Origin of the sequence: Psychromonas algicola, from assembly GCF_004378355.1 — a bacterium.
GTDB lineage: Bacteria > Pseudomonadota > Gammaproteobacteria > Enterobacterales > Psychromonadaceae > Psychromonas.
Window position 1 is genome coordinate 20780 of the sequence record NZ_SNUB01000028.1, and the last position, 26777, is coordinate 47556.

Sequence of the window (26777 nt, forward strand, 5' to 3'; positions counted from 1 at the left end):
TTAGCTAACCATTTAGTTTCGGTTTAGCTGTTAATTAATTGTTCTGCCTTTAAGAAATTAATCTTTTGTTTTAATTCACTTGAACGGCAGATTGCCAGTAATTGATTCGCCAATTGTTGTTGGTGAAACTGCCACGAGTGATTTTTATCTAAAGTGTAATTGTTATTAAATATGATTTTTATAGCGTTTTCAGCAGATACCTTATTAAAATAAAAACTATCCAAACCTAAACTAATTCCCACACCTGTTGCTTTTACAAATGCTTCTTTTAATGTCCACATTTCAAAAAAACGTGAGGTTTGTATCTCGTTTGTTAATCCGCAAAGCTCTGTATGCTCTTGTTGTGAGAAATAACGTCGAGTTAAAGGTTCGACATTCACCTTACGTGATGGGTTTTCAATATCACATCCAATATCATCTTTTACACATACAGATAGGATTATTAAGTCATTGTTGTGACTTAAATTGAAACGAACTTTATGCTGGTTATTTGCTAATTCTGGCTTGCCATGTTGGTTACGTACAAAGATTAATTCAGAGGCGGCTAATTGAGTATAGTGGGCTAAAACTAAGCGGCATAAAGCGCGTGCAACAAAAGCAGTATGTTGTGCTCTTTTATTTTTAAATTGGCTTAGTTTATTTAATTCATTAGTGCTTAATATGGCTTGTAAATGCTGAATTGACGCTTCTGACAATTGAGTCGGATCAATCGTCCATAAATCAATATGATCTTGACTGAGTTGCTGTAGAGAAGAAGTAATAAGCTGCACTGAAAGACCGACCTTGCTATACAAAACAAAAAAGATAGCACAAAGCTATCTTTTAAATTAGAAGTAAATACTGTTATTTAAATACAAGATGAAAGGATTTAACTATTATTTAACGCTATCTGGTAATTTAAATGAGTTAATTTTTTTATTTAATTCTCGGCGTTCTTTAGACAATTCAGCACCTTTAATAATGTAATCATCAACACGATCTTCATAGTCAGATAGCATGTTTTGAATAATGTTAACAATATCTTCATGCTTCATATCTGGCGTAATGTATTCTTTTAAATTTGTTAATAAATCAACGCGTTTACGGTTATCACGAACTTTTTTGTCATTATCAAATATTTCACGTTTTAATTTGTTTTTACGACGAGTGGTTTTCACTAATTCTAGAACAGTATTCATTTATCACACCTTTTAATTAATATGCTTAATAACGTAAATCATAACTTAAATATTAAGCTAAGTAATATTAAATAGAATGGTTATTTAAACTAAGTCAAAAAAAGACCGATTTATATTAATAAATTGATTATACGCCGCTTATTTTTTTACCAAACTGATTTTTGTTATTACTTTGAATTTAGATAAATATAAGTTTGTTTTTTGCATTTAAAGTATTTTTGTCATATATATGTAATAGCTTGTTGTTTATATAAAAATGCCACTTACCTTTTATTTTACCCAAATAACTAAGGAATAGCCTATGACAGAAGCCGACCGTAAATATTATTTACTCGACACCAACGTATTATTACATGAACCTTTAGCACTTTATTCCTTCCAAGAGCACAACGTCGTCATTCCAATGACAGTGTTAGAAGAGTTAGACAATATTAAAGATAGACAAAAAGACGTTAGTCGCGATGCTCGCGTTGCCATTCGTAGCTTAGAAACACTCTTCCAAGATGCCACATCAGAACAAATCACCCAAGGTGTCAAAATTGAACATAAAGGAATCAAGCTCGGAGGAGTCATTTCAATTTTTGCAGATCATCATGCTTCCTTTATTAAAGAAGCGTTTAGTGAGGATGAACCTGATAATCGAATCATTAATGCAGCACTCTATTTACAACAAAGTAAAGCGCCTGCCAAAGTTGTTTTAGTCACTAAAGACATTAATATGCGCCTTAAGGCCAAAGGTGCGGGATTAAAATATGTAGAGGATTATAGAACCGATCAATTAATAGACGATGTACATTTATTAAGCAAAGGTTATCAAGAGGTTGAAGGCTTATTTTGGGATAATATTAAAGAGTGTGAAACGTTTAATCGAGGTGAAGATACTTTTCATCAATTAGCTTCAGATAAAATTACAGATCCCTTTCCTAATCAATATATTGTCGATGAAAAGCATGAATTTGTAGGCAAAGTGACAGACCATTTTAAAGGGGGCGTTGAGTTATTAGATATTGGTTACGATAGGCTGATGGGGCAGCAAGCTTGGGGGGTGACTCCTAAAAATATTTATCAAGGAATGGCGATCAATGCTTTATTAGATCCTTTGGTTGATATGGTCATTTTAACTGGACCTGCAGGTTGTGGTAAAACGCTCTTAGCGATAGCCGCAGCACTAGAGTTAGTGATAGAACAAAAACAATACGACAAAATTATTGTGACTCGTAATACACCGGATGTTGCTGAGAATATTGGCTTTTTACCTGGTACCGAAGAAGAAAAAATGATGCCTTGGTTAGCTTCGGTAACAGACACATTAGAAGTGTTACATAAGAATGATAATTGTAGTGCGAGCTCTGTTAATTACATAATGGATAAAGCGAATATTCAATTTAAATCAGTTAACTTTATGCGAGGAAGGAGCATTCAGAATAGCTTTGTATTGTTAGATGAATGCCAAAACTTAACGGCTTCACAATTAAAAACGATTATCACCCGTTGTGGAGAGGGGACCAAAATAGTTTGTTCTGGGAATCTTGCGCAAATAGATAGTAATTATTTAACACCGGTCACTTCTGGTTTAACTTACATTGTTGAGAAATTTAAACATTTTGAAGGCAGTGCTAATGTTTATCTAAATGGAGTGATGAGAAGTCGTTTAGCTGAATTTGCAGAGGAACATTTATAGGCTAATTGTTATGATTAGCTTTTATTTAAACGGCCGACTTTTAGTTTATTGATACAAAGTCGGTCGTTTTTATTTCTCTATCTTATTTTCTGATTGTTCACGTTTCTTCGCTTCTTTGATCATGTTTTTTTTGTATTTAAGCGCTTTCACTTTAATTTTGTTGTTTTTATCTCTGCTCTGTTTAATTAATTCATTATTTAATTCATGTACTTGTGATTTAGCCAATTTGTCATAAAGTACAACATTAACGGAGGCTGCTAGATTCATACAACCTATGGTAGGTACATAAACAACTGCATCGGCTTTATTAATGACTTGTTGCTTAATGGTGCCGTCTTCTGGGCCAAATAAGTACATCGCATTATCCGGATGTTCAAAATTAGGTAGCGGGATCGCACCTTCAATTAAATCAATGCAAACCAGTTTCATGCCAGGCTCTAAAGCTGTCAATAAATCTTCATAATGCTCTAATGGTACAATTTCATGTACCTTTTGCGTATCTGCAGCTAAACGAACCGCGCGATTAAAACGATCGCCAGAGTAAACAACTTTTTGTGCATCGTAGCAACCAGCAGCGCGCATTGTGCCACCGACGTTTGATGAACTTTTAGGATTAGTTAACGCGATAATAGTACGTTTAGGAGATGTAGTGGTGTTTGTTGACATAATAAGTAAGCACGGTAAATAAAATAGGAATAGGTGAGTAAATGAAACCAATGTGCGTATCTAGTTATAAATTTATAGCTAAGCATGCGCACATTATTTTTATTAATGGCGTTCTATAGGGCTTCTATTTGACCCATTGCTTCAGTAAATTCTGATAAACCAAGTTCAAGATCATCTTCATCTCCTACCCAGTTGATACCAACAATAACATCATCTTCTACTAAATCTTCAAGCCAAAACTCAAACCAATCCGCTAATGAAATAGAAGCTGGCACATAATCTTCCCATTCTTCAACACAATGTGTTTTTGCTAGCGCTTCCGTTGACCACAAAGGCATCACTTCAGTTTCTTCGTAACTCATTGAGTCCATTACAACCCAATCACCGCTTGCTTTATCTTGCAGTGCCCATAAAAGTTGACTTTCTTTTACGTCATCTTCGAATTTGTCTAATGCTGCAGTGTTTTGAGTCATGCTGATCTCTCTTATGGTGAAGTTGTATAAATTAAAACGCTAAGTATACGGATTAAGCAGATAATTGATAGAGAGAACTCGTGTGCATTTAACAAATGACTGAAAGGCTATTATTTATTTTTGTGTTATCTCTGGCATAATCACGGCGACTTAAAAGGAAACCCGATGGAATTATTACAATTAGAGCATTTTGGTAAAATATTACGACTTGAAGGATCGATGGCTGGCTGGCAGCAATTATATTGGGGAGAGCAAATTGTCTCCCAAATTACGGCAAGTGAAGCCGCACAAGGCAAACGAATTCATCATTTTGAATTTTTAAAACAAATTGATTCTAGTATCGGAAACATTGAGTCCGAAGTATCAATGGATGAACCAGTGCAAACAAAGATCCAATGTAAACTTGAAGTAGATGTAATTTGGCAACCATTTAAACTCAATTATTCATTTCATGTGGATGAAAAACTTGTAAAAGAAGCATCCCGAGATGCCAAAGATATTGAGCAACAAACCCCCGTTAAAGTAGTCACTGAACCTAAAAAATTAAATGTAATGGGATTAGGGTTATTAGCGCTTAAACTATTTAAGAGTGTAAAATTAATTAAAGTCGTTTTAGCGGGAGCAAGTGTTGCTGCTTACAGTTGGTTTTTCTCTTTTCAATTTGCAGCTTCCTTAATTGCTTGCTTGGTATTTCATGAATATGGTCATATCCGTGCAATGAAATATTTTGGAATGAAAACAAAAGGGATCTATTTAATTCCTTTTGTCGGCGGGTTAGCTGTTACCGATGAAAAAATTAACACACGTTGGCAAGATGTGGTTATTTCTATCATGGGGCCTACATTTGGCCTGATCTTATCATTACTTTGCATGCTAATTTATTGGGCTACGGATAGTGAGTTTTTTGCTGGACTAGCCGCTTTTAATGCCTTATTAAATTTATTTAATATGTTACCTATTTTGCCTTTAGATGGTGGACATATATTAAAAAGTATTAGTTTTTCAATGAATAGTAAAGCGGGCTTAATCGCTTGTATTTTAGGGGCTCTTTTTGGTGTCGTGGTTAGCTATTCTCTTGGACTTGCATTGTTAGGCTTCTTACTCATCGTTGGCAGCCTTGAAATAATTTTTGAATGGAGAACTCGTTTTAACAGTCACTTATTACCACTGGATGGTTATGGGCAACTATTTTCAACAGTATGGTATTTATTAACTGTGTCCGGATTAGTTGGTGTTATCTTTTATTTTGCAAGCTCTGGTGACCATTTATTATCATTACCGCTGCAAATATTGGGTAATTAAATGTTAATAAGCTAATATTGGATCAGTTTATAGCAATATTTTAATAAGCAAGAACAGAATAAATTAAATTTGTTATAATAAAAATTTTTTTTTGAAGAAAAAATAAAACACTAACTTTGCGTTTTTATATTATCCAAATTGTTTTGTTATTTTTTATCTCTTTAATTATCAGTGTTTTGTGTTTTTTATAGGCCTTATAACTATTTTCTATATTCTATTTGAATTCGTTACTGCCTATTTATTTAATAACACTGCATAATACTTTCCAATTATATACATCCTGTGACTTTGTAAGGAAACACATGAACAATAAAAGACTAACTCACCTTAAGGCACTTGAGGCTGAATCAATTCAAATCATGCGCGAAGTAGCGGCTGAATTTGATAATCCAGTAATGTTGTACTCAATTGGTAAAGATTCATCTGTGTTATTACACCTTGCACGTAAAGCATTTTACCCAGGTAAAATTCCTTTCCCATTGTTGCATGTTGATACAGATTGGAAATTTAAAGAAATGATTGAATTCCGTGACAATCTTTCTAAAAAATATGACTTTGATTTATTAGTGCATAAAAATCCAGAAGGGATTGCAATGGGCATGGGGCCGTTTACACACGGTTCAGCAAAGCACACTGATGTAATGAAAACACAAGGTTTAAAACAAGCGCTAGATCATTATGGATTTGATGCCGCTTTTGGTGGCGCACGTCGTGATGAAGAAAAATCTCGAGCAAAAGAACGTGTTTATTCATTCCGTGATAAAAAACATCGCTGGGATCCTAAAAATCAACGTCCTGAATTATGGAACATCTACAACTCTAAAGTAGATCGTGGTGAAAGTATTCGTGTATTCCCATTATCTAACTGGACTGAGCTTGATATTTGGCAGTACATCTATCAAGAAGATATTGAAATGGTGCCATTATATTTCTCTGCTCCACGTCCTGTTGTAGAGCGTGATGGTTCATTAATCATGGTTGATGATGACCGCATGCCACTTGAAGAAGGTGAGGTGCCACAACTTAAAAATGTTCGCTTCCGTACATTAGGTTGTTACCCACTAACAGGTGCAATTGAATCTGAAGCAAAAACATTACCAGAAATTATTCAAGAAATGTTGTTAACAACAACATCAGAGCGTCAAGGTCGTGTGATCGATAATGATTCTGCTGGTTCGATGGAAAAGAAAAAGATGGAAGGCTACTTCTAAACGACTGTTTAAAGTAACTCTCTCCCATAAAGTATTAAGGAAAAAAGAATGACTAACGATACAAATCTAATCGCATCGGATATCGAAGAATATTTACGTGTTCATGAGAACAAAGACATGATGCGTTTTATCACCTGTGGTAGCGTAGATGATGGTAAATCGACATTAATTGGCCGTCTATTATTTGATAGTAAAATGATCTTTGAAGATCATATGGCTGCCATTGAAAAAGACTCTAAAAAATTCAATACAACAGACGAATCTTTTGACCTTGCGTTATTAGTTGATGGTTTACAATCTGAGCGTGAACAAGGTATCACTATTGATGTGGCTTACCGTTACTTTGCAACAGAACAACGTAAATTCATTATTGCAGATACACCGGGACATGAACAATACACTCGTAACATGGCAACAGGCGCTTCAACCTGTGATTTAGCGATTATCTTGATTGATGCTCGTCATGGTGTACAAGTACAAACACGTCGTCACTCTTACATTTGTTCTTTATTAGGTATCAAGCACGTTGTGATTGCTATTAATAAAATGGATGCCGTCGGTTACGACCAAGAAGTGTACCGTAAAATTAAAGCGGATTACCGTGAGTTTGCTAAACAGTTAAACATCGCTGACGTTCGTTTTGTGCCAATTTCTGCCTTAAAAGGCGATAACGTAGTTAACCAAAGTGAAAATATGCCTTGGTACCCAGGCTCTCCACTTTTGCGTTTATTAAATACAGTTGAAATTAGTAGCAATGCCATTGACCAATTCCGTTTAGGCGTACAATATGTCAATCGACCTAACCTAGATTTCCGTGGTTTCGCAGGTACTATTGCATCAGGTGAAATTCGCGTTGGCGATACCATTGAAGCATTACCATCTGGTAAGCAAAGTAAAGTAAAAGAAATCGTTACTTTTGACGGCAATATCGACATTGCTTATCAAGGTATGGCGATCACCTTAACACTAGAAGATGAAATCGATATTAGTCGTGGCGATATGATTGTTCGTCCTCATGAAAAACCGCAATCAACTAAGAATTTTGAAGCTGATGTAGTTTGGATGGATGAAACACCATTAAATGTTGATCGTGAATACATCATCAAAGTAGGCAGTAACTCAACGGTTGGCTCTGTTAATGCCATTAACTATCAAACTGATGTGAATACCATCGAACAAAAACCAGCAACACAATTAGCGCTAAATGAAATTGGTAGCTGTAATTTTGAAGTAGCCAAAGAAGTTCAATTTGATGCTTATGCAGAAAATAGAGCAACAGGTGCCTTTATCATTATTGACCGTTTAACTAACGCAACCGTTGGTGCGGGCATGATTAAACGTGCGGTTGAAGCTGATGCTTCAAATAAACCTGCTTACAGCGATTTTGAAATTGAATTTAACGCTTTAGTTCGTAAGCATTTCCCACACTGGGAAGCAAAAAATATCCTAAAAGGATAAAGTTCAACCATTAATCATTGGTGACTTTATTATGAAGCCTTTGTTACTGGCGAGTGTTCATTCTCATTAGTACAAAGGCTTATTAATTACTTTTTGATTAACACTAATTTGAGCATCTATGACACTTCAATCCTACTTTGTACTGGCTGTTTTCATTGGTACTATTTTCGGTTTAATTAAATTTCAGCAGCGTCCAAGTTTAGTGTTTGGAGTCGCGTTATTAATATTATTCTCAACGCAAATGGTCTCGACGGATCAAGTGATCAAAAGTGCTTCCAATCAGGGTTTATTAACTTTGATTCTACTCATGCTTTGTTCCATCGCATTGGAAAAAACACGCCTATTGCGTTTGGTCGCGATGAAGGTTATTAAACCTTGTTACAGCGCAACTTGGGCAAGACTGTTTAGTTTTACAGTGATTTCATCTGCTTTCTTAAATAACACTGCAGTCGTTTCTACTATGCTTGCGCCAATTCGTAACAATCCTAATCACTCGGCAAGTAAGCTTCTGATCCCTTTATCTTATGCAGCTATCTTGGGCGGTACATTAACGCTTGTAGGAACCTCAACGAATCTAATTGTTAACAGTTTAGTGCTAGATGCTAATCTGCCTTCGCTAGGTTTTTTCGATTTTACCTTAGTGGGTTTATGTCTCGTTGTAACCTGTGGGATCACTTTATATTGTTGTCGTTCCTTATTACCCGATAGAAATATGAAAGAGGGTGAAGCCCAGTCATATTTTATTGAGGCGAAAGTTAATCCAGAATCAACATTAATAGGTAAAAGCGTAGAGCAAAATGGCTTACGTCATTTACAGTCTTTATTCCTTGTTGAAATTATACGCGGCAATTGTGTCTTTACTGCGATTGCACCTAATCAAGTGATTCAAGCAAATGATAAACTTATTTTCAGTGGAGATGTTTCCAAAGTAAGCCAATTACACTTGTTTGATGGATTGTCTATTTTTGCAGAAAAAAGAGGTTTACCTTTAGATAACTTACGTGAAGTGGTGGTTCGTCCTGAAAGTGTATTAACAGGCAAAACCTTAAAATCTATTGGTTTTCGTTCTTTATTTGATGCTGCGGTTGTTGCCATTAAACGCGATGGTGAAAAGGTATCAGGGAAAATTGGTGAAGTTAAAATTAGGCCCGGTGATTTTTTAGTGTTAGCGGTCGGTGAAGATTTTAAATCACGCAGAAATATCCGTAAAAACTTTATATTATTATCAGATATTGAGCTTGACTCTCGTTTGTCTGGTAAAAAAGAATTATTGGCCATTGTAGGTTTTGTTGCTGCTATTGCTCTAGCTGCATTTGGCGTTGTGTCTTTGTTTAAAGCGGTTGTTTTGTTATTAGGCGTATTGCTATTAAGCGGATGTTTAACGAGTAGTGAAATTTTAAGGCGTTTTCCAACTGAGATTTGGGTTATTATTTCTTCGGCTATTGTTTTATCCTATGCATTACAAAACAGTGGCATCATAACAAGCTTCAGTGAATTAATGAGTCATAGTGCGTTAGGGTTAAGCCCATTGATGGCGTTAATTGCTGTCTATATAGTGACCTTATTCTTGACTGAATTAGTCACTAATAATGCAGCGGCTGCGTTAGTTTTTCCTATTGCTTATGGGCTTGCATTAAGTGTAGACGCTAATCCAATTGCCTTTATTATGGCGGTTGCCTTTGGCGCAAGTGCAAGCTTTATTAGCCCTTATGGTTATCAAACCAACTTAATGGTGTTTAATGCAGGGCAATATAAATTAAACGATTTTATTAAAATTGGTGTACCTGTGAGTGTTGTTTATAGTGTGACTTGTATTACCGCTATTGTTGCCGTTTTTGGGCTATAAAAACCTGGTATTAAAAACTTACTGTTAAAAAAAGACTAAAAACAATTAATGTACTAAAAAACGATTAATGAATGAATTAAAGAGAGTGATGATGAATAACCCTTATATTGAAAAAGAAGTCGATGGTGAAAAGTCGTCTGATGTAGTTTGGCATCAAGCCAGTGTTTCACATCAAGATCATTGTCAGCTTAATGGACATAAAGCAGCTGTTTTATGGTTTACTGGTTTAAGTGGCTCAGGTAAATCTACTGTTGCCAATGCTGTTGATCTTATGTTGTTTCAGCACCAAGCTAAAACCTATGTGTTAGATGGCGATAACGTACGTCATGGTTTAAATGGTGACTTAGGCTTTTCAGATAATGATCGTATTGAAAATATTCGACGTGTTGGCGAAGTCGCTAAATTATTCGCTGATGCGGGTTTGTTAGTTTCAACGGCGTTTATCTCACCTTTTATTGCTGATCGTGAAATGGTGCGTTCACAATTGCCTGAAGGCCAGTTTATTGAAGTGTTTATTGATACGCCTCTTGACGTTTGTGAATCACGCGATCCAAAAGGTTTATATAAAAAAGCACGTGCAGGTGAAATTAAAAACTTTACAGGTATTGATAGTGCCTATGAATTACCAGTGAATCCTGAAATTCACGTAAAAACAGATAACCAATCTATTGAAGCTTGTGCTCAGCAAGTTATTGACTATTTAAAAGAAAATAAATATTTATAAAAGCATTAAAAAAACCAATAACGATTAGTGAGTTCAATTGTTATTGGTTTCTGTGTTTGAATATTCTCTTCTAAATTGAATTTAAACCGCCTAAGTAAAAGGCTTTTGACATACAATTTGAGCAATTGCTCGTTTCGGGTTCTGCTTAATGCCTTCAAAATAAAAGATACAATTCCAATCTTTAAATACGCTTTTTAACTCATTTTCTTTTAATAAAAATTGGTCTCGGTGAGGGCGTCCAAACTCTCTGTTAGCTTCAGTAAAAGTTTCATAAATCACATAACCGCCAGGTTTAACTGCTTTTTTGATCATATCAAATAGTGGTCGATGTAAGTATCTAAAAACAATCGCAGCTTGTAATTGCATGGTTGCTAATTTTAATGCATCAATTGATGAAGTTGATTCAAAATCAGCAAGCCAGCAATGAATCTTGTCGATATTATGTTCTGCTATTAAAGTATCTAAATGGTTAGGGTTAATATCTGCAAAAATGGTTTCAATGTTTTGCTCAATTAGATACAAACCATTTTGGCCTTTACCACAGGCTAAATCTAAAACTGGCCCTTTATCTTTTTGCAAAAAGTGACAGTGTTCTTGTAATAATTGAGCAACTGACATTATTGTAATGCTTCAATTAATTCTTTTACGTTTTTCAGCGGAATAATTTTTTGATCGCCTTTTACAAATTGCTGCATAGAAGCATGATAAGCGACTGCTGGAATGAAAATTAGTTTTTTACCATGACTTAATGCTTCTCGTACTCGTGGAACGATTTGTGGGATCTGTCGTAATTCACCGGTTAATGCTAATTCACCAATAAAAACAGCATCAACAGGTAACGGTTTCGAATTAATTGAGCTCAGTAGGGCAGCGGTTACTGCCATATCGGTAGAGGTTTCAGAATCAGCCATTTTTAAACCACCGACTAAACTGATATTAATATCGTAATAGGTGGGAATACCACCGTGCTTTTTTAATACCGCAGTAATTAAAGATAAGCGACTGTAAGAAACACCAATACAGTTACGGATTGATTTTTCACCCTCTACTTCCGTTGCTAGTGCTTGTATTTCAATTAACAAGTTGCGTGCGCCATCTTTAATAACTGAAATCGCAGAGCCTTCAAAATGCTCATCACTACCCGATAAAAATAAACGACTAGGATTATCAACTGAACGCATGCCTTTCTCGGTCATTTGAAAAATACCGACCTGTTCTGTATCACCAAAACGGTTTTTATCTGCTCTTAAAATACGTACTGATGCATCATTGACTTCAATATGAATTGCGGTGTCGATAATATGTTTAAGTGTTTGAGGGCCTGCCATTTGCGAGTTTTTATTAACTTGTCCAACTAAGATTAAGGTAATGCCGTGTTGTTTACATAATCGGTTTAAAATTTTGGCACAGGTTTTTACTTGTGTCACACCTCCCGCTGAACCATCAACAGAGTTCGATTCAAAGGCCTGTATTGAGTCTGCAATTAAAAACTTAACTTTATTTTCAATACATTGATTAACAATATCTTCAATGCTATCGGTATCGGAAAGTAGAAAGTTTGTTTCATTAAAGTTTAAGTTCAATCTTTCAATTCCGCGTTTCGCCCATTGGCTTAAACTTTCTTCTGCTGTGACATAAAGTGTAGACATTGTTTGTGACATCACTGAAGCAACTTTAGTAAGTAGGGTGGTTTTACCTGAACCTGGATCGCCACTTATCAACACCACTGAACCCAATGTTATTCCATCGCCTAAAACACGATCTAATTCGCTCAACCCTGTAGAAACGCGTTGTGCATTTTCAACTTGTACGGTTGAGATACGTTGGACACCATTAGAGGTAATACCTGCATAACCACCTGCACCATTATTGTTTCGGTTAATGGCTGCATTCACTGATTTACTTGTACTCGAAGCTTCACGGAATTCTGTGATTGTATTCCATGCCTTACATTCACCACATTGACCTTGCCATTTTGTGTAATCTGCGCCGCAATCACTACAAACATAGGAAATTTTTGTTTTTGCTTTTGCCATTATTTATTCCGTTTTTATAGATTTTTTAATTTAATTTTTCATTAAATAATTTTATTGCTTGGTTTGATTTTGAGTAATCATAGCCATGCGAAATTAAATGTCGTATTGCTTTATTTTTTTGTTTTTGGTCCTCAATACGAACTCTAAACTTTTTACCAAGCAACAAACAAGCTTCTTCTAAATCATTAAAACTTGGCGTTGGATAATGTTCGTTATGCGCTTCGATTGCTATCGCTATAGTATCAAAGCCATGACCTTTTGCTTGTAAAAATCCCATCGCTTTTTGTTTCAAATGTTGAGTAGCGATAGCTTCAGAATATTTGTTATTTAGCAACCTCTGAGCTGATTCAACATAATCAAATTCATTATTCTCAAAAGTGTTTTTAATTAATGATTCACTGATACCTTTAAGCTTCAAATCTTGTTGAATACGCGTTCTTCCATGTCCTTTATTTTGTGCACTACGAATGAAAGACTCGCAAAAACGTTCATCATTCAAATAATTGAAATCTAAACATTCATTAATAATTGTATTGATCCATTCTTGATTGTCAGTTTTGCGTTGAAGTTTGGTTAATAATTCGGCTTCACTATGATCTCGGCGGGATAAATGCCATAACGCACTGCGACGAACGCCCTCAATATCTTTTGCTATTTTAATTGGTTTATTCGCAAACATAGGGCTCTCTAGGTGTGTTTATATACAGTGTATTATAGGTGCGTGTAAAGGTATGTAAAGTAGAGTTATTAATAATGTGAAAACTAAGGTTGTTAAAAACTACTTCTATCAACTTTTATTTATTGCATTCAAAACTACAAAAAAAGGTGAACGCTCTTATAAAAGATGAACAAGATCATGTTTTTACATAAATTTAACATAGATTTTACTTTTTCCTTTATTTGCAGTTTACAGTGAACTATATTTTAACCTTACTTCACCGATACAAAACCACTTAGAGTAAAGGACGTGCTATGAGCGCTAAAAAGAAGCTGTTAAGTTATATTGGAGCACTGTTTGTGCTTGCTATATTGATCGTGTCTACTAGAGGTTATTTCAATTTCAAATCCGCTTCTATTGCTAATTCTACAAAAAGTCTACAGAAAGAATCTTTTTTAATATCCAATGCATTAGATCAACACGTTGAACGTTACTTTGATGGTTTAACTCTCTTAGGGCATGACTTAGAAATTGGCGATAATCTGAATGCTGATGACCTTGTTAATAAAGTCAAAAATGCAAAGGAATACTTTGACGTTATTGCAGCAGTCGTCGTACTTAAGAATGGTGACAGCTTTATTTCTACTGGCCAAGTGATCAAAGAAAATAAAAGAGCGTTTGACCGAGAATGGTATACAAGAATATTTGCGGGTGAAAAAAAGATCATCACCAAACCTTATACAACTAACACTGGTGATTTTGTAATGGCATTAGCCGTACCTGTGATACGTGATAAAAAAATTGCAGCAACTTTATTAGTCAATATGAAAGTACTTGGGATCACGCAGTTTGTAAATAGTCTTTCTGAAAATAATCAATTGGTTGTTAGCCGTTCAGATGGTTTTATTCTTGCCTCTCCTAATGCTGATGAAATAGGGCAAAACTTATTTGAACTACAACCTACTTATGAAGCATTCGCTAATGAAGAAAGTAGCCAGCATACCTATGAGAATGCAGGAGAAGAGTATGTGGTTAATAGCACTAAAATTGATTCATTAGGCTGGACGGTTTGGGCATGGGATAAAACAAGCCATGTAAATGCAGCGTCTAATGAAAATTTACAAGAAGGTGCAATCCTTTCTGTTCTTTTAATTATCGTTTCCTTGGTTATTATTTATCTGTTTGTCGTTAGATTAATGTATAACCCAATTGGTGGAGAGCCTAAAGAAATAGAAAGGTTAGTTAAACGTGTTGCTAATGGCGATCTTAGATTACAAGTACCAGTGACTGGTAATGAAACGGGCGTCTACGGTGCAACAATTATGATGATCAACAACCTAAAGTCTATTATTGCTAATATCAATGATGCAACAAGTCAGCTTAAATCATCATCCGATAACGTTGCTGTTGCGGCATCAAAAACAAATGGTAGTTCAGAACAGCAGATGTTTAAGTTAGAACAAACCTCAACGGCAATGAATGAAATGGCAATGACAGTGGAGGAAGTGGCTCGCAATGCCCAACAAGCGTCTGCCGCCGCGAAGGAAGCAAACGAATTCTCTGACCAAGGTATTGATGTTGTTAAAGAGATGAATAACAACATTAAAACACTGGTGAATGGGATTGAAAAAGTAATGGAAGTAACCAATAAACTAGAAGAAGCGACGCAGGGTATTGGCAGTATTTTGGAGGTTATCAATGGAGTTTCCGAACAAACTAATCTATTGGCATTAAATGCAGCAATCGAAGCCGCGCGTGCTGGTGAACATGGGCGCGGTTTTGCTGTGGTTGCAGATGAAGTTCGTAATTTAGCGAACCGAACCAAAGAAAGCACCAATGAAATTCAAGATGTTATTAAAAATCTACAAAATGAAGCACAGCGTTCAGTTGAGTTGATGGATAATAATATGCGTGATGCACAAGAAACCGCTAATAAGTCTGAAAATGCAAATAATGCCTTACAATCAATTCGAGATGCCGTTGAAATAATTGAAGAAATGAATGCACAAATTGCAACATCTTCTGAAGAACAAACTCACGTATCTTCTGAAATTAATACCAGTATTGTTGAAATTAATGATCTTGCAAAAGTAACTTTTGAAAGCTCTAACAACAATAAAGATATGTCGAAAAATTTAACTAACTTAGCATTGAGTTTAGATAAATCGGTGGATGTATTTAAACTTTAATCACGCAGGTTATATGACTAAATTTAAAGCCGCATACTTTAGCAGTAATGCGGCTTTATTTTTTATTATCGCATCACTTCTCAATTCATTTTAACTTTCAATCAATTTTACCTTTTAATTAATCTCAGCTTTTTTAGCGGTAAATTTTGATTGTATTGTATACACAAATCCCTATAATGGCCGACCCCAATTTGGGATTAATAATAAGCGGGTTCCCTCACCCCGTTATCAATTTAAAAAGGTACAATATGTTATCACTTTCAAACACGCAAATTCGCCGTGCTCTTACACTATTGGTTGGATTTCACATCATTATTATTTGTGCTAGTAATTACTTAGTACAATTACCCTTTACACTTTTTGGTTGGCATACTACTTGGGGCGCGTTTAGTTTCCCTTTTGTTTATTTGGCAACGGATTTAACTGTTAGAATTTTTGGCCAGAAAGATGCTCGCCGTATTATTTTTAAAGCAATGTTACCCGCCTTACTGGTTTCATATGTTGTTGGCGTTATATTTCAGCAAGGTCTATTCCAAGGTTTTGATGCACTTGTTGAATACAATAGTTTTGTTTTCCGTATCGCTTTTGCAAGTTTTGCAGCTTACCTATTTGGTCAACTTTTAGATATTAAAGTGTTTGATAAGTTACGCTCTAATAAGCAGTGGTGGGTCGCTCCTACAGCTTCTACATTACTAGGTAATTTGTTAGATACTTTTATTTTCTTTGGGGTAGCATTTTACGCCTCATCGGATGAATTTATGTCTGCAAATTGGCCTGAAATAGCAATGGTTGATTATGGGTTTAAATTATTAGTGAGTTTACTGTTATTTTTACCTGCTTATGGTGTGTTATTAAAAGTATTAGAAAAACGCATTGTTAACACTAATTAATTAGTTAATGTCCAATATCTGATGATTTAAGCAATAAATTATAAAATTCAAATGCGAATGTCATAGTTTGTTAACCAAAGCATGTTATAGGAGGCAATAACATGTCATATTGGCTAAGCAATAAATCATCAGATAAATACCCTAAACTGGTTACTATTCAATCAGTGCATTCAAAGGGTTAAAAATGGAAAAACAAGATGGACAGCTTAAAAAATATCTACAATTTACTACCAATGATCATCAATTCTCTACTCTCAGATAAAAATGAACAAAATTTATCATACGAACAGCTGACCGAAGCGTTAATCAAATTGTGCCGTAATATTAATGGTAATTGTGTCCCAATGTCCCATGCTCGTTTAAAAAAGATCACAGCAAGTGATTTTGAAATTACTTTGGAAGCTCTGGTTGTAAGTGCGTTTTATCATTATCAAGGTCGCCTGGAACAAGCTCAAAATGATCAAGAGGTTGAGGTTTTTCATGCTTTAGCTAAAGCGATGAAAACGTTACATATTAAAAAGTCAGATCCTGATTGTTTGAAAAAAATACCACGTGCGCATGTGTTAAAAGTATTATTCAACATCAACCGAATGAATTATTGTTTAGCAGCCTAGTTTGAGTGATTAAATCTTATTATACGTTATAAATAGCTTTTAATTCCTTCCAATCCACATTAACCCACGTATTTGGCTCTGGCCATTGATCTGGTGACAAGGTCAAATCATATTGAGGCACATCTTTAACTAATTCGCCTTCAAATCTATGTTCAAAAAGATAATCGGAAAAAGGGGCAATGGAAATTGTCATTTGTTTTTTGATGGTAAGTAACTTAGTTGGATCAATGTGCTCATTTTGACTTTCATAATCATAAATAGCTTTAATATCTGGCTCGCTTGAGGCTTTATCGCCAACTTTTTGTAGTAGTAAAAAATACAATAATCCGCCTAATTCGGGCTCTTTAAAACAAGTCGCTGCGACGATTTGATATGTTGCGATATTAGTTTTTTGAGCAGTTAAATCCATTTTTATTAACGAATATTCATCCGTGGTTGCGTTTAACCACTGCTTGGTTGAGTTAATAGCAAAAATAGCGGCAATGACAATCATTAAAGGAAATAGATAGTTTGCATGTTCGCTGCTTAATCCAATATCCAGCCCGGTCAATCCGGAAACAATAATACTGCTAATAAACCATAGGATACACAAGGCAGCGAGCAAAAAGACCCAAAATACAGCTGTGTTTAAAGCGGCTTTAAGATAACGTTTTCTAGGAATAGGTAATCTTGTTAATGCTTCTTCTAAAGCAATTCGTTCAGCTTTAGTTGCATTACGGGAACGAATGTTTGTTAAACTTTCATCTGGATTTATATGCTTCACTGAAACGTCCTAGCTTTCTTTAGGCTCTTTAGATTCATCTCGGACAAATTTTATTTGTGAAAACCCCATGCGCTCAAATTCATTTCCGCGGTAATTTTTCATAATACCTTGTCCACGAGAAGCCATTTCAAGCTGTTTTTCCATTGCCCAAAAGGAAGTTAAATCCACGCCTTCTGCTTCTGCCACAGCTTCGTAAATATCGAAGTGTTGTCTATATGAAAATGGAATTGTTTTTTGTGTGCCTTTATAAAAGTAGGTAACTTGGCGCGCCATAATCTTGTCTCGTTAAATAAAAAAGGGATGTTAACACAGCTTATGTTGTTGCTATAAGCTCCTTTTTGTTTATTGTGTTCGGATTATAAATATAAAAGTTGAACTGCGTATCTTTTTTAAACGTTCAATCATTATTTAAAGCGCTTATTCGTTGTTTTTATGATTTTAAATTAGTTTTCAATAGCGCTAATGTTACAATAATCAAATTAACAGCAAACAAATGCCCAATCAGCATCAATAACTGCATTATTATTAAATATCCAAAGTGGCACCTTTATTTACCACTTTGAGAAAGAGTTAAGTACTCATAATTAAAGGTCTTTTATGTCTCTCAATCTTCCTCATAATAATCTCATGTCATTAGCGGATTATTCATTTAAAAAATTCTCTTCAAATATTTTAGTAACCAATGTTGGTGAAACTGGTATTACTTATCAGCAAGCCCAAGAGAAAGTTATTCAACTGCAAAGCATGTTTAAAGAATTAGGTTTAAAGCAGGGAGATAAAATAGCAATTTGTAGTCAAAATATGCCACATTGGGGCATAGTTTATATTGCCATTACAGCAATGGGCGCGATTGCTGTGCCTATTTTGCCTGACTTCCATAGTAATGAAATTCACCACATCATCAAACATTCTGAAGCAAAAGCAGTTTTTGTCTCTGAAAAGTTATCTTCAAAATTAAATGAAGATGATTTTAGCTCAAGTCTTTCTTATGTATTTTCACTTGAAACATTTGATTTAATTGAAGATAAAACACCTCCTCATTCTGAATTTTTCATTAAAGGCGCACATACGATTGCGCAAATGAAAACGAAAGCATTACAGTTTATCAAAGAAAAAAAGCTATTAGAAATAAGTGATGTTGATACAGGTTTAACTATTAATCCTCATGATATCGCCGTTATTATTTATACTTCTGGAACCACAGGTCAATCTAAAGGCGTTATGCTGAGTCATTACAATTTAAATGCCCAGCTTTTCCAAGCGAATACGTTAGCGAATAATATAGTCGAAACCGACCGATTTTTATCAATATTGCCATTGGCTCATACTTTTGAATGCTCTGTCGGGTTCTTAGTACCCTTTGCGAATGGAGCTTCTATTCATTATATCGATAAAGTTCCGTCGCCAAAAATCATCTTAGCGGCAATGCAAAAAGTGAAACCTACTTGTATGTTAAGCGTACCTTTAGTGATAGAAAAAATTTACAAGAGCAAAGTTCTTGCTCAATTCCATAAAAACTCAGCGGTAAAATACCTTTATGAAAATGTTAGTTTTGTGCGTAGAAAATTGCATAAAATTGCAGGCAAAAAACTAATGGAAAGCTTTGGTGGAGAAATCAAATTCTTCGGTATTGGCGGGGCTAAATTATCACCTTTTGTTGAACAATTTTTAATGGAAGCTAACTTTCCTTATGCAATCGGCTATGGATTAACAGAAACTGCTCCAGTGATTGCAGGTGCTGTTCCTGGACGTACAAAAGTCGGTACTACGGGGATTTTTGTTCCAGATCTCGAATATCGTTTTATTAAAAAGAATGAAAGCGATTTAGAAGGGGAGTTGCATGTACGCGGCCCTAATGTGATGGCGGGTTATTATAAAGAGCCTCAGCGTACTCAAGAAGTATTAGATGCCGATGGTTGGTTAAATACCGGAGATCTCGGACATGTTGACGAGATGGAAGTGTTAACCATTACAGGCAGAAGTAAAAACGTTATTATTGGGCCAAGTGGAGAAAATATTTATCCAGAAGCAATTGAAGCTATCATTAATCAACATGAGTTAGTTTTAGACTCTATGGTGTATGAATTAGAGAAAAAAGTGGTGGCTAAAATCCATATCGATTATGCGCTGTTTGATGAACGCCACAATTTAAATACAAGTACAGATTTTGAATTGCACAAAGATATTCTAGCTATGTTGGAGAGTATTAAAACTGAATCTAATGCACAGTTATCTTCTTTTGTTAAATTACATGCAGTCATTGAACAAACAGAACCTTTCATTAAAACACCAACTAAAAAAATAAAACGTTATTTACATATGTAGAGATAACAATTTAAAAAGATAATGTTGCCATTGCATTGCTATAAAGCTTCAGCTTGATATGTATCAAAGGAATCCTACAGATCTTTAATTAGTGTTAATAAATATTAATTTATTAACACTGGTTGGAGGTGGAAATGGACTTTTTTTCTATGTTATTGAGTGACCCTGTTGTTGCTGCATCTATTGCTGTGATTGCCGTTACATGTGGTATTTTGAGTTATTTAGCTTATTATTTTATTAAAAATATTATTAACGCAAAGCCACCGCAATAAACATCATTCAAAAAATAAAAACAGTAAAGGTAATTAGCATTACCTTTATTTTTTAGCGGTCTCTCTTTTTTATTACCTAACTATTTAACAACCCAACTTAGATGTACATCTTTTAAAATCTCGCTACAATATCGTCAAATTCAATTAGGAACGAGAGTCATAATGGCAAAAACTGCAGCTGCATTACATATTTTAGTAAAGCACCAAGAGAAAGCTGAAGATATTATTCAGCAGTTAAAAAAAGGGGCCAAATTCCAAACCTTAGCAAAAAAATATTCAACTTGCACATCGGGTAAAAAGGGAGGGGATTTAGGTGAGTTCAAAAAAGGGCAAATGGTACCGGCCTTTGATAAAGTTTGTTTTAATGGAGAGTTGATCACTCCGCATCTAGTCAAAACAAAATTTGGCTGGCATGTGATTAAAGTACTTTATAGAACTTAATTAAATTATTTACTTAGGCATGTTAGAATCCATTGGAATGGTCGGTTATGCATTTACAATAATACAATTACGTCCATTGTGTTTTGCTTGATAAAGTGCTTCATCGGCGGCTTTATATAAAACTTGAAATGATGAACACTCTTTTGTTGCACAAGTGATACCAATACTTGCTGTCACTTTGACCTGTGAGTTATCAGCTGAATTCACAGTTAAGTTTTCAATTGCATTTTTAACTTTTTTAGCATAATTTTCTGCTTTTTTTAAATCGGTATCCGGCATTAAAACAATATATTCCTCACCACCTAAGCGAGCTGCAATATCAGTTTCACCTAGCTCAGCTTTAATCAAATTTGCACAAGATATAATAAACTCATCGCCAATATCATGGCCAAAGTTATCATTGATACGTTTAAAGTTATCTAAATCTATAATGAGCACGGAAAGGTCTTGCCCGTTTTTTTTGTACAAATGAATAAAAAGATCAAAGTATGACATCAGTCCACGGCGATTAAGTAATGACGTTAATGTATCTGTTCTTGCTTGTTTAGATAATAATGCGATTAGCTTTGTTCGATTGTCTGCATAAACCCAAGCTAGAACGGTACTGCAACCTAAAGCACCTGCTGAGGTAATAACACCAAGAAAATTAAACCCTTTGTGAGGGTGCATAGTACAAAAGTAAACTAAGGCTGCTATAAAAAGAGCATTAAACATTATAGATGTTATGAGTCCCAGCTTTTCACCGAGAAACATAAAACAAATAAAGGGCATGATCGCTAGCCAAATGCTAATGCCATCTTCAGCGTTATTTGTAAAGATGCCAATCATAAAAACTATTACCACGGTGGATACACCAACAAAGGCTAACCAAGGTTGAATTGGCTTTTTAGCTTCTATACTGTGTATCGTAAGTAATATTATTGAAGCGACTCCTTCTGCAATGCTATTTATATATAACTCGAAAACTAAGGTGTCAATTAATGTAAATAGCATTAAAAATAAACTACCAATTAAGCTACCAATATAAATAAAGCGTCGATGATCTTGGCTATTGGTTAATCCATGATTTATAGAATTACTTAAAGAGTCGTTCATTTTTATCCTGATCTTTACTTTCAAATATAGTTAAATGACTGTTATTTCGAGGATTCTATCACTTTAACTTCTAAGCTTCATCAGTCAGTAAATTGTTTGCTAATAAATACTACAAAAGGGTGAAGATATCGAGGTGCTGATAAATGCTTTTACTTTTATTATCGACAATAGAATGTATTCTTTTAAACGCCAAGAAAAGCGTTTTGTATCATGTCGATGCTTGTGTAAATTAAATCAATCTAATTTTTGATTTATAAATCATATTATATATGTGCTGCTTATTTGATAAATTTCTTTTTTAATATCAACACATTAAAGATTAGCTTTTCCATTAATACCTCTTTGTGGGTGCTCTTTCTGTTTTTTTTCAATAGCTTAGGCTCTCTTGCTACATTGATAAGTTTGATTTGCTAATATATTATTCAATTATTGAGAGTTATTTGGGCGCCTAGACTTCTTTGCCCTTGATTTGTTTAAGGAATACTTACATGTATTTACTGTTATCCAAGGTTTGTAACTTTGGTTTTCTAAGCTTATCTAAAGGTTATCACAAAAGCAGACGTGTATTTTTTGTGGTTTTATTAGCTTTTACTTTAAGTGCTTGTGGTCCAGTTACTGTTGCTACTGTCGCTGTTGTTGCTGTATTAATTAATTCTGATGACGGAAACAGTTCATCAAGATCAAATAATGGGACTTCATCTAACAATGTCGTGGTTTTTACTATTACATCAAACACTATTGCCACTCCGATAGATGAAAACAGTGGCGCAGGACAAATTGTTTATACGGTAACTTCGAATGAAAGTGCGGTAATATATAGTTTATTAGATGATGATACTGGATCGTTTACGATTGATGAGAATACGGGAGAGGTTACTCTACTCTCTAATCCTATTTATAATAGTCAAAGCAATTATAGCTTTGAAGTACTTGCAACAAATAATTCAGGTAACAATGCGTCCATCATTGTTACTCTAGAAATAAATGATAAAACGGCACCAACGATTACTTCTACTACGACAGTAAACATAGATGAAAATATAGGGGCAGGTCAAATTATATATACAGCAACATCTAATGATAGTGCTGCAAACTATGCTTTATCAGGAATTGACAGTGGTTTACTCTCGATTAATTCTTCAACGGGTGAAATAACGCTAACTGCTAATCCAAGTTTTGAAACTAAGAGCGCTTATAATTTTGCTGTTACCGCTACCGATCTATCAAATAATAGCGCTTCTATAACAATCACACTTACTGTAAATGATAAAACTGCGCCAATTATTACATCTGCTACGACTGTAGATATAGATGAAAATAGTGGGGCTGGGCAAGCTTTCTTTACGGTTACATCGAATGATAATACAGCAACATACAGCTTATCTGGTGTTGATAGTAGCAAATTTACAATTAATACATCTACAGGTATTGTTACTTTGACTGACAATCCTGATTTTGAAGACCAAAGTAGTTATAGCTTTATCGTTACTGCCACAGATACAGTAGGTAATAGTTCATCTAATACGATCACACTTGCTATCAATAACATTGCTTTGGCACCCTTTAATTTAAGTAGTATTACGGCATCATCTACAGATATTAAAGAGATGACATTAATATGGGGGTTGGCCGCTGAGCATGCTGATGATAGCAGCGGTATTACTTATACTCTTTGTGAAAAAGACACTTCTCAAGGTAATAATTGTAATGAGTTAACATCTGTAACGAATCAATTAACAACAACTACCACTGTAGGTAGTTTAGTGAGTGCGTTTTCAACAGACTATTTTATTTTGGCATCCTCTGGTGATGAATTCGTAGCTTCCTCTGAATTAAATATCGGTACAGATGAAATACGCAAAATGATTGGTTATGTTAAAGCGTCAAATACTGAAGCGTTTGATTCTTTTAGTGGAAGTGATGATTTACTTAATAATAGCATTGCGTTAAGTGGAGATGGGCATACTTTAGCAGTAGGGGCTCCTAAGGAAGATAATGATGATACTGGTATTAAAACTAATGACGAAGAGAGTTCTGAAAGCAGTACTGTAATTGATTCTGGAGCCGTGTATTTATATAGTAATAATATTAACAGTAACAACACTAGCGGTAAGTGGATAAAAACAGCTTATATAAAAGCCTCTAATACTGGCTTTGAAGATAATTTTGGTATCAGTGTAGCTTTAAACTACGATGGAACGGTATTGGCAGTTGGTGCTTATATAGAAGATAATGCGCATCCTGGTGTAATAAATGGAGTACAAGATGTTGAGGATGGTGTTGCTCATAATTCTGGTGCAGTTTATTTATTTACTAACGTTAATGATACTTGGACTCAATCTGCTTATATCAAACCTGCTATTGTCGGAGCTAGCGATGAGTTTGGTTTTAGTGTAGCGTTAAGTGGTGATGCTACAGTCTTAGCTGTAGGAGCTTATCAAGAAGATAGTAATGCAACAGGAGTTACTACGACTGCTGGATCGGATATAGGTGGCGCTAATGCATCAGGAGCCGTGTATTTATTTAGTAACGATGGCAGTGCTTGGACGCAAGATGCTTATGTAAAAGCATCAAATACAGGTAGCGGAGATCATTTCGGTCGTAGTCTTTCATTAAACTATGATGGAAAAGTATTAGCTGTTGGTGCTTGGTTTGAAGATGATCTTGCAAGTAATTCTGGTGCCGTGTATATGTTTACTGACGACGAAAGCTCTTGGACACAAACAAATTATATAAAAGCATCGAACGCTGAAGCCGGTGCTCAATTTGGTCGCAGTCTTTCTCTTAATGATGATGGGACATTATTAGCTGTTGGCGCCTACTTAGAAGATAATAGTTTTACTGGAATAATTGATGGAAGTACCGCAATTACAAATAGTGGTGTCGCTACTGATTCTGGTGCTGTCTATTTATATAGTTACGATGGCTCCGATTGGAATCAAACGACTTATTTTAAAGCATCCAATGCAGATGATTCTGATGGGTTTGGTTATCACATTGCATTAAGTGGTGATGGCAATAGTTTGATTGTTGGATCTTACTTAGAAGATAACGATGTTACTGGAATTATTACTGGTGGAGATGTAACTACAGACAATAACTCAAGTCTTGATTCTGGTGCAGTGTATCTATTTACTAATGATGGTAGTTCTTGGGCTCAAACTGCTTACATAAAAGCTTCTAATGCCGGTACTGATGATAAATTCGGTATTAGTGTTGCAATAAGCAGTGACGGCACTACATTAGCGGTAGGAGCTGCTGATGAAAGTAATAGCGCGACTGGTATTATTACAGATGGAAGTGAAATTACTGGAGACGAAGGTTTTGCTGAAAGTGCTGGTGCTGTTTATATTTATTAATTTTTAAAAAATTGAATATAATGAATGTTGATAATTATTTCTTGATTTTTTACATCTGAAAAATGCAGAATAAATGTAATGCTTTAATTTCAGTAAAGTAAAAACAAGACTTATCCCATTTATCTTCTACTCAAGAAAAACCGATTTAATTTGGCGTATAAATCGACTTTGAATTATTGTGGTTTAAATCGATGAGTGTTCTTTAGTTCATACTAGAGGAGTTATGCGATTACAATCATTTTTAATCGCATGATTCGATTTAAGAGCGCTTTAAAGATCCTTTTTAATTTATTTAATTGATCAAAAAAGAAATTCTAGGTAACCTAAATTTTCAATCAAATCTGTAAAAAAATAATTGGATTAATTTTTCATACTATTTTTTGTCGTTTGATGAATGCTAACGATAATGGAGTTTGATTCAAGATGGGTATACTTTTTAATATTTTTTTCTTTCTTGCTGGTGCTGCAATAATCTATGTCGCCGCTTATCTAAGAGTCAAAGAAAGAAATAATGAGTTAGTTCAAAATATTAAAAAGCTTGAAAGCGATAAGAAACAAGTATTGACAAGATTCGTTGACGAAATAGAAAAAACTAAGCAGGAGCATGCAAGCGCTCTTGAAAAAAAGAAATTCCAATATGAAGATAAAAGAATAGTATTTTCAAATATTTTTGCTTTATTAAGCATATTTCACGAGAAAGCCAATGCATTATGTGCTGATAAAATTCAGTCACTATTAAACGAACTTGTTTCTGATGATGAAAGAACAAAACATAAAGCGATTCAAAAATACAATCACGATACACAAGTATTAGTTGCCGATTTAAAAGAAGAGCATAATAGAGTTAAAGCCGAGCAAAATAATATTCGCCTTATAGCCTCTACAGAAGTAGATAGCTTACTTGATGAATTAAATGCAGCAGTAGATAGTGCAGTTGAAGCATCAACAAAAATGTTAACAGTAATCAGAACGGCTGAGTTTTTAAATGATCAGTCTATCATTAGACCTCATCAAAAAAACTTGTTCTCACATGGGCAAGTTATTCAAAATATTCACATCGCGTTAAAAGACCAGATGAAATTAGAGCTAAATGATATTTAATGTTTAAACATTAAAAAAATACTTTTTTGTTTTTTTCAATGAATGGATATCTAGATTTAATTTATAGCTTTTAAGTAACTCGTCTACGCTCGTCGAATATTTTTGATTCTTCTTAGCAGTGTTTTCGTCCTGTCGGCGACCCTACTTTTTCTGAACAGCAGAAACTTTTTACCCACAACAGGCAAAAAGACTGTTCCCGAATCGTTTTTTAATCTGTATGAATAACTGCCTTCTAAACGCACCGTTCATACTCGACATCCATGCCTCTACTTGCTAAAGGCAGCTATTCAGACAGAAAAACTCAACGGGAGGTGGGACGTAGCCACATTGAGCATACTTTCTTCTTAATTTATTGATATTTTTAATTCAACGAGTGGATGCTGAGATGGTCACTCCAAAACGGCATCGCAATGTGCCAAGATAGATAAGTATTCAGCAAATCAATCTAAATATGGAGTGACCAACATGAAATGTAGCGTAATTAGTATCGACTTA

At 34.8% G+C, this 26777-nt stretch carries 24 protein-coding genes; 14 read left to right on the top strand and 10 right to left on the bottom strand.

Features of this window, described 5'->3' with window-relative positions; all coding sequences use genetic code 11:
- Positions 1 to 23 precede the first annotated feature (23 nt).
- Together E2R67_RS12945 and E2R67_RS12950 are read right to left on the bottom strand one after the other, a co-directional pair.
- Entirely contained in the window at positions 24 to 770 is a 747-nt protein-coding gene (locus tag E2R67_RS12945) for a 4'-phosphopantetheinyl transferase family protein (protein WP_166739389.1), read from the bottom strand.
- A gap of 105 nt (positions 771 to 875) precedes the next feature.
- A complete protein-coding gene (locus E2R67_RS12950) occupies positions 876 to 1178 on the bottom strand; it encodes a DUF496 family protein (protein ID WP_134291379.1) in 303 nt (100 codons plus the stop codon).
- A gap of 301 nt (positions 1179 to 1479) precedes the next feature.
- Here E2R67_RS12950 and E2R67_RS12955 point away from each other — a divergent pair, with 301 nt between their 5' ends.
- Positions 1480 to 2859, top strand: a complete 1380-nt coding sequence (locus E2R67_RS12955) for a PhoH family protein (RefSeq protein WP_134291380.1) — start codon at positions 1480 to 1482, stop codon at positions 2857 to 2859.
- A 69-nt stretch (positions 2860 to 2928) separates the two neighbouring features.
- On the opposite strand, the gene E2R67_RS12960 is transcribed toward E2R67_RS12955, so the two are convergent.
- Entirely contained in the window at positions 2929 to 3525 is a 597-nt protein-coding gene (locus tag E2R67_RS12960) for an RNA methyltransferase (protein WP_134291381.1), read from the bottom strand.
- Between the two features lie 113 nt (positions 3526 to 3638).
- Positions 3639 to 3998, bottom strand: a complete 360-nt coding sequence (locus E2R67_RS12965) for a DUF2750 domain-containing protein (RefSeq protein ID WP_134291382.1) — start codon at positions 3996 to 3998, stop codon at positions 3639 to 3641.
- Between the two features lie 165 nt (positions 3999 to 4163).
- Here E2R67_RS12965 and E2R67_RS12970 point away from each other — a divergent pair, with 165 nt between their 5' ends.
- From E2R67_RS12970 to cysC, 5 genes are all read left to right on the top strand, one after another.
- On the top strand, positions 4164 to 5300 hold the full coding sequence (locus tag E2R67_RS12970) for a site-2 protease family protein (protein ID WP_134291383.1): 1137 nt from the start codon (positions 4164 to 4166) through the stop codon (positions 5298 to 5300).
- A gap of 302 nt (positions 5301 to 5602) precedes the next feature.
- Positions 5603 to 6511, top strand: a complete 909-nt coding sequence (gene cysD, locus E2R67_RS12975) for a sulfate adenylyltransferase subunit CysD (RefSeq protein WP_134291384.1) — start codon at positions 5603 to 5605, stop codon at positions 6509 to 6511.
- A gap of 48 nt (positions 6512 to 6559) precedes the next feature.
- On the top strand, positions 6560 to 7969 hold the full coding sequence (gene cysN, locus E2R67_RS12980) for a sulfate adenylyltransferase subunit CysN (protein ID WP_134291385.1): 1410 nt from the start codon (positions 6560 to 6562) through the stop codon (positions 7967 to 7969).
- Positions 7970 to 8087: 118 nt separating this feature from the next.
- On the top strand, positions 8088 to 9815 hold the full coding sequence (locus E2R67_RS12985) for an SLC13 family permease (protein WP_134291386.1): 1728 nt from the start codon (positions 8088 to 8090) through the stop codon (positions 9813 to 9815).
- 91 nt (positions 9816 to 9906) lie between these two features.
- Positions 9907 to 10539, top strand: a complete 633-nt coding sequence (gene cysC, locus E2R67_RS12990) for an adenylyl-sulfate kinase (RefSeq protein WP_208379532.1) — start codon at positions 9907 to 9909, stop codon at positions 10537 to 10539.
- A 90-nt stretch (positions 10540 to 10629) separates the two neighbouring features.
- On the opposite strand, the gene E2R67_RS12995 is transcribed toward cysC, so the two are convergent.
- From E2R67_RS12995 to E2R67_RS13005, 3 genes are read right to left on the bottom strand one after another with little or no spacing between them, the layout of a single operon-like run.
- Complete coding sequence (locus E2R67_RS12995; RefSeq protein ID WP_134291387.1) at positions 10630 to 11157, bottom strand: class I SAM-dependent methyltransferase; 528 nt, start codon at positions 11155 to 11157, stop codon at positions 10630 to 10632.
- Entirely contained in the window at positions 11157 to 12575 is a 1419-nt protein-coding gene (radA, locus tag E2R67_RS13000; protein WP_134291388.1) for a DNA repair protein RadA, read from the bottom strand. Before radA ends, E2R67_RS12995 begins: the two co-directional genes overlap by 1 nt.
- 25 nt (positions 12576 to 12600) lie before the next feature.
- A complete protein-coding gene (locus tag E2R67_RS13005) occupies positions 12601 to 13254 on the bottom strand; it encodes a regulatory protein RecX (RefSeq protein WP_134291389.1) in 654 nt (217 codons plus the stop codon).
- Positions 13255 to 13547: 293 nt separating this feature from the next.
- On the opposite strand from E2R67_RS13005, the gene E2R67_RS13010 reads away from it, so the two are divergent.
- The 3 genes from E2R67_RS13010 (at position 13548) to E2R67_RS13020 (ending at position 16926) form a co-directional block, all read left to right on the top strand.
- Positions 13548 to 15422, top strand: coding sequence for a methyl-accepting chemotaxis protein (locus tag E2R67_RS13010; RefSeq protein WP_134291390.1), 1875 nt, complete (start codon positions 13548 to 13550; stop codon positions 15420 to 15422).
- Between the two features lie 248 nt (positions 15423 to 15670).
- A complete protein-coding gene (locus E2R67_RS13015) occupies positions 15671 to 16312 on the top strand; it encodes a 7-cyano-7-deazaguanine/7-aminomethyl-7-deazaguanine transporter (RefSeq protein WP_134291391.1) in 642 nt (213 codons plus the stop codon).
- A gap of 197 nt (positions 16313 to 16509) precedes the next feature.
- Entirely contained in the window at positions 16510 to 16926 is a 417-nt protein-coding gene (locus tag E2R67_RS13020) for a hypothetical protein (RefSeq protein ID WP_134291392.1), read from the top strand.
- Between the two features lie 19 nt (positions 16927 to 16945).
- Here E2R67_RS13020 and E2R67_RS13025 read toward each other — a convergent pair whose 3' ends face one another.
- Positions 16946 to 17689, bottom strand: coding sequence for a hypothetical protein (locus E2R67_RS13025; RefSeq protein WP_134291393.1), 744 nt, complete (start codon positions 17687 to 17689; stop codon positions 16946 to 16948).
- Between the two features lie 9 nt (positions 17690 to 17698).
- The gene (locus tag E2R67_RS13030; RefSeq protein ID WP_134291394.1) at positions 17699 to 17962 is read right to left on the bottom strand and encodes a DUF2960 domain-containing protein; all 264 of its coding nucleotides are present in this window, start codon (positions 17960 to 17962) and stop codon (positions 17699 to 17701) included.
- Between the two features lie 324 nt (positions 17963 to 18286).
- Here E2R67_RS13030 and E2R67_RS13035 point away from each other — a divergent pair, with 324 nt between their 5' ends.
- From E2R67_RS13035 to ppiC, 3 genes are all read left to right on the top strand, one after another.
- On the top strand, positions 18287 to 20014 hold the full coding sequence (locus E2R67_RS13035; RefSeq protein WP_134291395.1) for an AMP-binding protein: 1728 nt from the start codon (positions 18287 to 18289) through the stop codon (positions 20012 to 20014).
- Positions 20015 to 20148: 134 nt separating this feature from the next.
- Positions 20149 to 20286, top strand: coding sequence for a DUF3149 domain-containing protein (locus E2R67_RS13040; protein WP_134291396.1), 138 nt, complete (start codon positions 20149 to 20151; stop codon positions 20284 to 20286).
- Between the two features lie 162 nt (positions 20287 to 20448).
- Positions 20449 to 20727 (top strand): peptidylprolyl isomerase PpiC, encoded by a 279-nt coding sequence (ppiC, locus tag E2R67_RS13045; RefSeq protein WP_134291397.1) that lies wholly within the window; start codon positions 20449 to 20451, stop codon positions 20725 to 20727.
- Positions 20728 to 20772: 45 nt separating this feature from the next.
- Here ppiC and E2R67_RS13050 read toward each other — a convergent pair whose 3' ends face one another.
- Entirely contained in the window at positions 20773 to 21822 is a 1050-nt protein-coding gene (locus tag E2R67_RS13050) for a GGDEF domain-containing protein (protein ID WP_134291398.1), read from the bottom strand.
- A 488-nt stretch (positions 21823 to 22310) separates the two neighbouring features.
- Here E2R67_RS13050 and E2R67_RS13055 point away from each other — a divergent pair, with 488 nt between their 5' ends.
- Complete coding sequence (locus E2R67_RS13055; RefSeq protein WP_134291399.1) at positions 22311 to 25181, top strand: cadherin domain-containing protein; 2871 nt, start codon at positions 22311 to 22313, stop codon at positions 25179 to 25181.
- Between the two features lie 423 nt (positions 25182 to 25604).
- The gene (locus tag E2R67_RS13060) at positions 25605 to 26282 is read left to right on the top strand and encodes a hypothetical protein (RefSeq protein ID WP_134291400.1); all 678 of its coding nucleotides are present in this window, start codon (positions 25605 to 25607) and stop codon (positions 26280 to 26282) included.
- The last annotated feature ends 495 nt before the right edge of the window (positions 26283 to 26777 follow it).